The sequence below is a fragment of the Lichenibacterium minor genome, assembly GCF_004137685.1.
GTDB lineage: Bacteria > Pseudomonadota > Alphaproteobacteria > Rhizobiales > Beijerinckiaceae > Lichenihabitans > Lichenihabitans minor.
Map to the genome: position 1 here is coordinate 190,735 of NZ_QYBB01000005.1, position 11,199 is coordinate 201,933.

Here is an 11,199-nt window from a genome sequence, read left to right on the forward strand (position 1 = left end):
TCGGGTCGGGGCGGGCAGCGTCAAGGGCGCGTCATCGCCGACGCCGGCTGGTATAAGGCCCGCATGACAAACGCCACGCTGCTCCGGCGCTTCTTCGCCCATTACCGCCCGCACCGCGGGCTGTTCCTGCTCGACGTGTCCTGCGCGGTCGTGTCAGGCCTGCTCGAACTCGGCTTTCCCTTGGCGGTGCGCGCCTTCGTGGACCGGCTGCTGCCCGGCCAGGACTGGGGCCTCATCGCGCTGGCGGCCGCGGCGCTGCTCGTCGTCTACGCGGTCAACACCGGCCTTCTCGCGGTCGTGACCTATTGGGGGCACAGGCTCGGCATCAACATCGAGACCGAGATGCGCCGCCGCGCCTTCGACCACCTGCAAACGCTGTCCTTCCGCTTCTACGACGAGCAGAAGACCGGCCACCTCGTGGCCCGCGTCACCAAGGACCTGGAGGAGATCGGCGAGGTCGCCCACCACGGCCCGGAGGACCTGCTCATCGCCGTCATGACCTTTGTCGGCGCCTTCGCCCTGATGGCGGCCATCGATGGGCGGCTCGCGCTCGTCACCGCGGCCGTGGTGCCGCTGACGGCCTGGATCACGTCGCGCTACGGCGGGCGCATGACGCGGAACTGGCGCGACCTGTTCGGCCGCGTCGGCCAGTTCAACGCCCGCATCGAGGAGAACGTCGGCGGCATGCGGGTCGTTCAGGCCTTCGCCAACGAGGACCACGAGCGCGACCTCTTCGCCCGCGCCAACGCCGGATACCGCGACACCAAGCTCGAAGCCTACCGGGTGATGGCGGCCTCCACCTCGCTGTCCTACCTGTCGATGCGGGTGAACCAGCTCGTCGTGATGGTGGCGGGCTCGTGGTTCGTGCTGCACGGCCGGCTGAGCGAGGGCGGCTTCGTCGGCTTCCTGCTGCTCGTCGGCGTGTTCTTCCGCCCCGTCGACAAGATCAACGCCGTGATCGAGACCTACCCCAAGGGCATCGCCGGCTTCCGCCGCTACCTCGACCTGCTCGACACCGCGCCCGACGTCGTCGACCGGCCGGGCGCCCGGCCCGTGCCGGCGCTGCGGGGCGACATCCGCTTCGAAGGCGTCGGCTTCGGCTACGGCGCCGGCCGGCCGGTGCTCGACGGCATCGACCTCGCGGTCCGCGCCGGCGAAACGGTGGCCTTCGTGGGCCCCTCCGGCGCCGGCAAGACGACGCTCTGCGCCTTGCTGCCGCGCTTCTACGACGTCGACCGGGGGCGCATCACGATCGACGGGACCGACCTGCGCGACATGACGCTGGCGTCGCTGCGCCGGCAGATCGGCATCGTGCAGCAGGACGTGTTCCTGTTCGCCGGCACGCTGCGCGACAACATCGCCTATGGCCGGCTCGGCGCCGGCGAGGCGGAGATCCGCGAGGCGGCGCGGCGGGCCGAGCTCGACGCCCTCATCGCGCGGCTGCCGGACGGGCTGGACACGATGGTGGGCGAGCGCGGCGTGAAGCTGTCGGGCGGGCAGAAGCAGCGCCTCGCCATCGCGCGCATCTTCCTGAAGGACCCGCCGATCCTGATCCTCGACGAGGCCACGAGCGCGCTCGACACCGCCACCGAGGTGGCGATCCAGCGCAGCCTCGCGGAGCTGTCGGACGGGCGCACCACGCTGGTGATCGCCCACCGCCTGGCCACGGTCCGCCACGCCGACCGCATCGTGGTGGTGGACGGGCACGGCCTCGTCGAGCAGGGCCGCCACGGCGAGCTCGTGGCGCGCGACGGCGCCTACCGCCGCCTCCACGACGCGCAGTTCGCCGCCCGATGAGCGCCGCGACGCCCTTCGCGGAGCCGCCGCCGGACGAGGACGGCCTCGCCATGCCGCGGCGCACCGTGGCGGCCCTGGCCGTGCTCGCCGCCATCTCGCTGGCGGTGATCGACGGCGCCATCGCCAACGTGGCGCTGCCCACGATGGCGGCGGCGCTCGCCGTGTCGCCGTCGGCTTCCGTGTGGGTCGTCACCGGCTACCAGCTGGCCGTGGTGGTGTCGCTGCTGCCCGCGGCGGCGCTCGGCGAATCGCTCGGCTACCGCCGGGTCTTCGTCGCCGGGGTGGCGCTGTTCACCGCCGCTTCGGTGCTCTGCGCGCTGTCGCCGAGCCTGCCTTGGCTGGTCGCGGCCCGGTTCCTCCAGGGGCTCGGCTCGGCCTGCATCATGGCGCTCCTGGCCGCCATGGTGCGCCACACCTACCCGCACCGCCTGCTCGGGCGGGCCATCGGCTGGACCGCCCTGGCGGTGGCGCTGTCGTCCGCGGCCGGGCCGACGATCGGCGCCGCGATCCTGGGCGTCGCGCGCTGGCCCTGGCTCTTCGCCGTCAACCTGCCGATCGGCGCCGTGGTGCTCCTGGCGTCGCCGGCGCTGCCCGCCACGGCCGGCACCGGCCGCCGGCTCGACCGCGCCAGCGTGGCGCTGAACGCCGGGCTCTTCGCGCCCGTCGTGGTGGGCGTCGACCTCCTGGCGGCCCGGCCGGCGCTGGGGCTCGGGCTGATCGCCGCCGGGGCGGCCTGCGGCCTGCTGCTGGTCCGCCGGGAATGGTCGCGGCCCGCGCCGCTGATCCCGCTGGACCTCCTGCGCTCCCCGTCCTTCGCGTCGTCGGTGGTGTCGTCGGTCTGCTGCTTCTCGGCCGCGACGGCGAGCTTTGTGGCGCTGCCGTTCTACCTCGAGCACGGGCTCGGGCGGGATGCCGTGACGACGGGCCTCTACATGACGCCCTGGCCCCTCACCGTGGCGCTGGCAGCGCCGCTGTCGGGCCGCCTCGCCGACAGGATCCCGACCGGCCTGCTGTGCGGCCTCGGCGGCGGCGTCCTGGCGGTCGGGCTGGGGTTCGCGGCCCTGTGGCCGCTGCACGGCGGCCTGGAGCCGCTGGTGCTGTTCACCGTCGTGAGCGGCTTCGGCTTCGGCATCTTCCAGACGCCCAACAACCGCAACATGCTCCTGTCCGCCCCCAAGCCGCGCAGCGGCGCCGCGGGCGGCCTGCAGGCCACGGCCCGCCTGACGGGCCAGACCGTGGGAGCGGTGCTGATGTCCCTCCTGTTCGCCCTCGCCCCCGCCGCGGCGGCGCCGCGGATCGGGCTCGGCATCGCGGCGGCGCTGGCCCTGGCCGGCGGCGCGGTGAGCCTGATGCGGGTCGAGCGCTGAAGCGGCGCCGACGGCGACGCCCGAGCCTTGCGGCCCCCCGCCGGACCTGCTAGACGATCGCCACCGCTCGCGACGGCACCAGGAGAGGTGGCAGAGTGGTCGAATGCACCGCACTCGAAATGCGGCATGGGTGCAAGCCCATCGGGGGTTCGAATCCCTCCCTCTCCGCCAACGCCGACCTAAGCCTCTCCACCGCTTAGGTTTCCCGCAAAATCAGGCTCTTACGACACCCGAGTGGTACACACGGGTGGTACACATGACCTTGGCCATGACGCGTCCCTGGCAGCATCCGAAAACGGGCATGTTCTGGTTGCGGAGGAGAGTCCCCAAGGACCTGCTGCCGTTGGTCGGGAAGCGCGAGGAGAAGCTCAGCCTCGCCACTAAGGACGCTGCCGAGGCCAGACGCCGATTTGCTAAGGCGCTGGCCGACCTCGAAGCCCGATGGGCGGCGCTTCGGTCTGCTCCGCCGGAGGCGTCAGGTGCCGATGAGCCGAGGCTGACAACCCTGAGCGAACGAGAAGCGCACCGCCGCGCGGAATGGATGTACGGCTATTGGCTAAATAAGTACCGCGAAGACCCTTCTACGCAGACATTTTGGCCGGTCGACGCCTATGACCGCATCTGGGCCAGCGCGCCTACGAGATCCTGGTCGTCATCGTCGACTGACCTGGCCCTGGTCGTGCCGCCCTTCGATGGGGAGGCTTTTCACCTGAAGGAGTGGTGCTTCGAGCAGGCGGATCTGTTGCTCATTGCCCACGACTTGCGGGTGGACCAGGATAGTCGGGTCAAGCTCGCCAAGGCATTGGCCGCGTCCGTGCAGCGGGCGAGTGTCGAATTAGCGCGTCAGGCACGCGGCGACTTCCAGATTGGGGGTACCACGCCGGTTCCTTTCGCCCATCGTGCGCGACCCAAGGTGGAGGAGCAGGCCAAGCCCTCGCTGTCGTTCGACGCGTTGATACGGGGCTGGGCCGCGGAGAAGCGACCTGTCGAGCGCACCCTGTACGAGTGGACGCGTGTTCTGGGCGATCTCGCCACCTACCTGGGGCATGACGACGCTCGTCGGCTCACAACGGCCGACCTGCTGGCTTGGAAGGCGAAGCTGATCGAGCTGGGCCGCAAGCCCAAGACAATTCGCGATGGGCGTCTCGCGCCAGTGCGCGCGGTCCTGCAATGGGCCGTCGACAACGGGCATCTCACAGCGAACGCTGCCGAGCGCGTCGGCATCGACGTTCGTTCGAAGCCCGGAGAAAAGAAGCGTAGCTTCACAGACGAGGAAGCCTCCACGATCTTGAAAGCTGCTGATCGGGAAACCGATGTGGTCAGGCGCTGGGTGCCTTGGCTGTGCGCATACTCCGGTGCTCGCATCTCCGAGATATGCCAGCTGCGGGCCGAAGATATACGTCGTGTTGAAGATGTGTGGTCGATGAGCTTCAGTCCTGAAGCCGGCAATCTCAAAAACGTCAATTCCGAACGGGTGATTCCGATCCACCCGGCCCTGATTGAACGGGGATTGTTGAAGTTTGCGGCAGGCGTCGCATCGGGACCACTGTTTGCAAATCTGACACCGGATAGGTTCGGCAAGCGGGGCGGCAACGGCACGAAGCTCTTGGGCCGATGGGTGCGATCCCTCGGGCTGGTTGATATTCGTTTGTCACCTGTCCATTCTTGGCGTCACCGTTTCAAAACGTCAGGGCGCCGGCATGGGGTCGCGCCGGATATGCTGGATGTTCTGACCGGTCATGCTCCCCGAACAGTTGCTGACGGATATGGCGAGTACCCCATGCAGGCCCTACTTCGCGAGCTGAGCAAAATACCCGCTTTGCAACTTTGAGTAGGGTGCGCTGCCACGCGCTTATGAGAGTTTTAGCTCACATATTATCAACTAATACGACATCCGCGAGATTAGCTCGGGACGCGATTTGCGGGCCACCAAGCGAAGTTGGTGCGTGAGCTGATCTCCGGTTGGCGAGTGGTGAGGTTGGTACACCGCTCGGTGATGGTATTGATGAGCCTGTCCAGGTTGGGGACGAACGTGTTGACGATCGGCTCGTCCACCAGGGTCCAGAGCGTTTCGGCGGGTTGGAGTTCGGGACTGTAGGGCGGCAGATAGACCAGCCTGAGGCCGGCCGGCACGACGAGGTTGGGCAGGGTGTGCCAGCCGGCGTTGTCGAGCAGCAGCACGACGCGCTTGTCGGGACCGGCGCCGATCGCCTTGGCGAAGGCGTCGAGCAGGTCGGCGAACAGCGGCTTGGACACGGTGTCGGTCAGGTACCACACCGTTTCGCCCGTCGCCGGGCCCACGAAGGCGGTGACGTAAAGCCACAGGAAGCGGTGATGGCCGAGCGCGGTCGGGCGCTGCCCCTTGGGGGCCCACACCGATCGCAGCACCGGCTTCAGGCCGAGGCGGTGCTCGTCGGTGCAGAACACCTCGACGGCGACGCCGGGGTGGGCGGCCGCCTCCTCGGCGACGGCGTCTGCCAGCTTTTTAAAAGCCTGCGCTTCCTCGGCCGTGGCGGACTTCGGGTTCCTGGGCCGAGGCCGCTGCAGCGACCAGCCGAGCGCCTTCAGCGCCTCCCAGCCACGCTGGGGCAGGACGCGCTCCAGGCCGAGGTGGGCCGCGATGACGTCGGCCACCTTGCGGCTCGACCACAGTCCGCCGTCGGGCGGCGGATCGGCCAACCGCAGCCGCACCACCTCCAGCACTTCCGCCGTCAGCAGGCTCGGCTTGAGGCCGTTACGTCGGCGCCCGTTGGCCAGGGCGTCGGGCCCGGACGCGTTGTAGCGCTCCAGCAGTTGCTCGATCCAGCGCGTCCCGAAGGCCGTCACCTCCGACGTTGCTCCGACCGTGTGGCCCTGCGCCAACAGCCAGATCACCTGCACGTGACGGGCTTCGACCGCATCCGGGCAGGTCCTGAAACGTCGCTCCAGTTCCGGGATGTCCAGGTGATCCGCGACGCGCCTCATGGCACAGCCCTCCAGCAGGGCCTCAAGCCTAAACGTATTCCGGCGCGACAGGAATCCGATCTGAGCGAGTCAATGTCGCGGATCGCGTATAAGAGGGTGTGGGGATGTTCTCCTTTGCGCCAAGAGCGGAAGTTCGCGGTCAGCACGAAACCGGACCTTCGGCTCTGTGCCTATTCTCACCGTTCAGCTAGGTTCGGTCCGATTTCGAAACCCGCCGGTCGTTCATCCAGCCGTTAGTGGCCGCATGAAACTCTCCGCATCGGATCAGATTCCGCTGGGAAGCAGCGGGCGCTACTGGTCGCAGGCATGAGCAGTTGCGTCCGGCTGGCGCATGGTCATTGCCTTCGAATGAAGATCAGGTCAGGGGCGTTGGCGACTACCCCGTCGTCAATTTCCCCTTGTCGCCCAACGAGTGCTCCTTAAGGTATAACGGGATCGCCGCCCCCCTCCACTCGGACGCCAGAAGAGTTGTTGTGTGCAGCAACGAGATGTCCGCCCATAGGTTGCGGTTGGGCCCAACATCGGCTCTTTTCGGCCGTTTCCGCACGAGCCAGATAGATGCAGCCGACCGAATCGAAAACATGTCCGTCACGCCGCCCGGGGAACCCGAGCGCCGGTGTCCGTGCCTCGAGCTAGGATGGCGAACGGCGGAGCGGATCGCGACGGCCCCGACGCGGAGGCGGAAGCCCTCGCTCGCGCGCTCGCGACCCTGCTAAATCCTTCGAAAATCGATGGCGTGGTGAACTGCTGCGTTCGGGCTGACCATGACGAGGCTTGGGAAGGCCCCCGGACGGGCCTGCTGCACGTCCGGTTCGGCGAGGACAGGCCGAGGGTGGAGGACCTCGCCTACCTCCTCTGGACGGAGTGCATGTACTACGCACTGCCCCGGCGCAGGCAGGAGAGGTTTCGCCGCGAGATTGCGGCGGACATGACGGCGGTCGCGCGATGCTACCGGGCCGTCAGGGATCTCTTCATCGACTTCAACGCGCGCCATCCCGAGCGCGCGAGCGAACTGGGCGAAGTTCTGGCCTACTGCCTGGTGCAGGAGCACCTCGGGGCCGCGCAGGTGGCGAGCAAGATGTCCTTGAAGACGGCGGCCAACATGCCCGTCCACGGGCTCGACGGCATCCACGCGGTCTTCGAGAACGGCGCGCTGACGGTCTACTTCCTGGAGTCGAAGCTGGCGAGCGAGGGCCGGCGGGGCGTGGCGTCCTACGCCGCGTCGGCCGCCGAGTTCCTGGGCGACCGTCGCCAGTACCTCCGCGAGTACGAGATCGTCGCGGACCTCGGGAACTTAGACGGGCTCGAGGGCGAGGCAAGACAGCGCGCACTCGACCATTTCGACGTGATCGGCCACCCCGAAATCCGGCGCAGAGAACGGTTCGTTGGGATCATCTGCCATTCGGAACCGGGGCACTTCGGCAAGCGCCTGCGCATACGCGACGACCAGCCCCCCGACATCCACGAGCGCGACTTCGCGGAACGGTACGCCGCCGACCATGGCAAGCTGCGGCTTGCCGCGAGGAAGCAGTTGCTGAAGCATGGTGCAGACCCTGCGAAAGCGATCGTCCTCCTTGTGGCGGTGCCTGACGTGCGCGAGCTGCGGAAGGCGTTCTACGCGGCGATGGGCGTGGCCGAACGGGAGCTGCCGCTGGACGGCGACGACCTTGTGATGGACGACGACGAGGACGCGGGAGGCGACCCGGCATGAGCTTTGCCCAGGATCTCTCGGACCGCATGGCGGGCCACGCAGCGTTCTCGGATATCCTGCGGCGCCTGGAGAGCTCGGGCGCCGCCCGCTCAATTGCCGCGAAGATCGAGACCGTGACGGAGCCGCCCTCCGACGAGGACCTGCACAAGCTCCTCTACTGCGCGGGCGTCTTCGTGCAGACGAACGATCTCGCCTACAGGCGTATGGCGCAGTCCATCGCCCTGAACTCACTCATCATCGCGGGGGGCGACGAGGGAGCGTACCAGCGCGGCCGCCGCATTCTGACGGACCTTGGCAATTTCCCCGCGCTCGACCGCGTCAGGCGCGAGGGTGCCGAGACCGGGGCCTCGTTCCTTGACGCACTCCGCCGGACGCTTTCGCGCGAGCTAAACACCGTCAGGGTCGGCGACCAGTGGATCCCCCTGACCGACTTCCAGAAGGACGCCTGGGACGAGCTGCCCGACGCGCGGGCGATCGCTATCTCGGCGCCGACATCGGCGGGCAAGTCGTTCCTCGTCATCGAGCACCTGTGCCGGCAGGTCGAGCGGGCCGCGTCCTTCCACGCCGTCTACGTCGCTCCCACGCGGGCGCTCCTGTCGGAGGTGAGCGCGAAGATCCAGAGGCGCCTCGGCGAGGCGGCCGACGTTAGGATCACCACCGTGCCGACGCAGGACCCCTCCGGCCCGGACCGCCAAGTCTTCGTGCTGACACAGGAACGGCTCCAGGTGCTCCTCGCCGCCTCGGCCGTGACGTTCGACCTGGTCGTCGTCGATGAGGCCCAGAACCTCTCGGACGGCTCCCGGGGAATGATTCTCCAGGACAGTGTCGAGCAGGCGGTCAGCCGAAGCGGGACGACCCGCCTCGTGCTACTCGCGCCGGGTGCCCGCGGTTTCAAGGCGGTCGGCGCTTTGATCGGCGCGCCCGACCTCACCGTGGCGCGTTCCGAGCTTCCCTCCGTCCTCCAGAACAGGATCCAGTTGAGGAAGGCGGAAGTCGGCAACGCGCTCGAATTGGACTTGCTGACGCCGGACGGTCCGCGGCGGCTCGGCATCTACCGGAGCGCGCGGGGTTTCGACGTGCCGGACAGCCGACTGGCGGCCGCGGCCCTCGAGCTGGGCTCGACAGGGGGATCTCTCGTCTACGCGACCGGCCCAACGGACGCGGAGAAGGTCGCGCGGCAACTGTCCCACGACCTAAAGGACGGCGGCAACCCCGCGCTGGCCACAATTTCCGATTTCGTGAGAAAGCACATTCATCCCGACTACACGCTCGCCGGGATGATCCGGAAGGGCGTGGCGTTCCACTACGGCAAGATGCCGACGCTCCTTCGCGAGACTCTCGAGGGCGCCTTCCGCGACGGCCACGTAAATTTCCTCGTCTGCACGACGACGCTGTTCGAGGGCATCAACCTTCCGGCACGGAACGTCTTCATCGACACGCCTACCAGGGGAACGAGGAAGCCGCTCGCTCCCGCGGCGCTGTGGAACTTCGCCGGGCGCGCCGGGCGCATGTCCGCCGACATCGTGGGAAACGTGTTCCTCGTCGACTACGAGGACTGGCCGGACAAGCCCCTCGACGCGTTCGTCGGCTACGAGGTCCAGTCCGCGTTCTTGCGGACGGCCTCCGAGGTTCCGGAACGCCTGCTCGGGGCGTTGGGCGGCGCCATGCCTGCCGAGTTGCCGAATGACGACGACGCTTCGCGCGTGAGGGCAGCCGCCGGACTGCTGATCTCCAAAGCCGCCGGGAGCGAAGTCCGCGGGTACGTCGAACGTACCCTCGGCAGCCTCGACGAGGGGCTGCGCACTCGCCTGACCGAAGCGAGCATTGCCGCCAACGAGCGGATCGGTCTTCCGGCGACGCTGCTGGCGACCAACTGGACCGTCGACCCGTTCGGCCTACGTCGACTCTACGACAACATGCTGAAGAAGGTCGACGAGGAGAAGACGCGCAGGCTGATACCAGTTAATCCGCTCGGGAAGGGAGCCTATAAGTCGTACAGCTCGATCTTCTCAAGGATCCACAGGGAGGTGAACAGGGGGAGCGTCAACTTCGCGGGCCTCGTGTCTGGCATCGCTCTCGATTGGATGCGCGGGCTGCCGTATCCCGTCATGCTCGCCAAGGCGGTCGAGCGGCAAAGAAGGTTTGACGCGAAGAGGATAGAGGCCAACAGGATCATTCGCGAGAAGAACCCTGCCAGCAGGGTTCAGGATCCCGACGAGATCGTCGTGGACGACGTCGTCCGCCGGGAGTTCGACCTCATCGAGGACCAGGTACGCTTCCGCTTCGTCCAGCTCGGCAAGGCGTACATCGACATCCTCAACATCGTCCTTCGGGAGACCGGGCAGGAAGGGTTGATCGGCGACGTCTACGATTTCCCGTTGGCGTTGGAGTTGGGCATCTCGACCAAGTCCGGCTGGTCGTTCATGGAGCTCGGCCTGTCGCGGATTGCCGCGGCGGCTCTCCAGCCGGAGTTTCCCGACAGCAATCTCACGCCTGATGCGGCGCGCAAGTGGCTGGCGGAAATCGCGGACATCGGCACGCTGCGCCTCGGGCCGGTGATCGTGGATGAACTGCGGCGCTTGAGACTCGTACGCCCGGCGGGGTGATCCGACCTGAGTCGGACGCCCCGGCGTAGTTCGTCTGAACCGCGACATTGCCGCTAAGAGCCTGACTCAAAAGCCTACGGCCGCGCGAGTCGCCGGATGCCGAACTGGATGGCAGCGAGCGTGACGAAGGCCAGCAGGGTGGAGGCGAGGTTCTCGAAGTCTTTGGCCAGGCGTCTGTTCCTGCCGAGCCAGGAGAAGGTCCGCTCGACAACCCATCGTCGCTTGATCACCTCGAAGCCCACGGCGTTGGGATCACGGCGGACCACCTCCAGCCGCAGCCCGTTGGCGCCTGCTGCCTCGTAGGTCTGCTGCGCATTGTAGCCCGTGTCGGCGAACACGCACTTCAGCCACGGAAAGCGAATCGTGATCTTGTCGAACAGAAGCGATGCGCCATCGCGGTCCTGGACCCCTGCAGAATGGACGACGAGGCGGATCGGCAGGCCAAGCGTATCGACGAGAGAGTGGATCTTGCGCCCCTTCACCTTCTTTCCAGGCTCATAACCCACCGTGTCGGCTGCGTCGGCGGTCTGTTTCTTAGCTTTACAGCCCCCTTTTCTGCCGACTTGATCGTCTGACTATCGATGATGCCGGCCGAGGGCGATCCTTCACGGTCTTCGCGTTCCCGCAGCATCGGGTAAAGCTGGTCCCAGATCGCATGCCACGTGCCATCAGCTTGGAACTTGCGGAAGATGTTGTACACCGTCGAACGCGGAGGAAAGCCGTCCCGCGGCAGGTAACGCCATGGACAGCCGGT

Annotated in this window: 8 protein-coding genes and 1 tRNA gene; 6 read left to right on the top strand and 3 right to left on the bottom strand. The window is 67.5% G+C overall.

The genetic code is table 11. The features are described 5' to 3' along the window. Window positions 1-78 precede the first annotated feature (78 nt). From D3273_RS07165 to D3273_RS07180, 4 genes are all read left to right on the top strand, one after another. A complete protein-coding gene (locus D3273_RS07165; protein ID WP_129224981.1) occupies window positions 79-1,797 on the top strand; it encodes an ABC transporter ATP-binding protein in 1,719 nt (572 codons plus the stop codon). After that, complete coding sequence (locus tag D3273_RS07170; RefSeq protein ID WP_129224937.1) at window positions 1,794-3,164, top strand: MFS transporter; 1,371 nt, start codon at window positions 1,794-1,796, stop codon at window positions 3,162-3,164. The genes D3273_RS07165 and D3273_RS07170 overlap by 4 nt, the downstream gene beginning before the upstream one ends. Before the next feature lie 81 nt (window positions 3,165-3,245). Next, a tRNA-Ser gene (locus tag D3273_RS07175) sits at window positions 3,246-3,335 on the top strand. An 85-nt stretch (window positions 3,336-3,420) separates the two neighbouring features. Continuing rightward, window positions 3,421-4,995 (top strand): site-specific integrase, encoded by a 1,575-nt coding sequence (locus tag D3273_RS07180; protein ID WP_129224939.1) that lies wholly within the window; start codon window positions 3,421-3,423, stop codon window positions 4,993-4,995. A gap of 71 nt (window positions 4,996-5,066) precedes the next feature. On the opposite strand, the gene D3273_RS07185 is transcribed toward D3273_RS07180, so the two are convergent. Then, window positions 5,067-6,128: an IS630 family transposase gene (locus D3273_RS07185; RefSeq protein WP_129224941.1), complete on the bottom strand. Its 1,062-nt coding sequence runs from the start codon at window positions 6,126-6,128 to the stop codon at window positions 5,067-5,069. A 637-nt stretch (window positions 6,129-6,765) separates the two neighbouring features. On the opposite strand from D3273_RS07185, the gene D3273_RS07190 reads away from it, so the two are divergent. Further along, the gene (locus D3273_RS07190) at window positions 6,766-7,839 is read left to right on the top strand and encodes a HamA C-terminal domain-containing protein (RefSeq protein WP_129224943.1); all 1,074 of its coding nucleotides are present in this window, start codon (window positions 6,766-6,768) and stop codon (window positions 7,837-7,839) included. Then, window positions 7,836-10,445: a DEAD/DEAH box helicase gene (locus tag D3273_RS07195; RefSeq protein WP_129224945.1), complete on the top strand. Its 2,610-nt coding sequence runs from the start codon at window positions 7,836-7,838 to the stop codon at window positions 10,443-10,445. The genes D3273_RS07190 and D3273_RS07195 overlap by 4 nt, the downstream gene beginning before the upstream one ends. A 74-nt stretch (window positions 10,446-10,519) precedes the next feature. Here D3273_RS07195 and D3273_RS07200 read toward each other — a convergent pair whose 3' ends face one another. Both D3273_RS07200 and D3273_RS07205 read right to left on the bottom strand, forming a co-directional pair. Next, entirely contained in the window at window positions 10,520-10,927 is a 408-nt protein-coding gene (locus D3273_RS07200; RefSeq protein ID WP_129224947.1) for an IS5 family transposase, read from the bottom strand. Then, the coding region (locus D3273_RS07205; RefSeq protein WP_165359409.1) for a transposase at window positions 10,924-11,199 on the bottom strand (276 nt) is incomplete at its 5' end. The genes D3273_RS07205 and D3273_RS07200, both read right to left, overlap by 4 nt.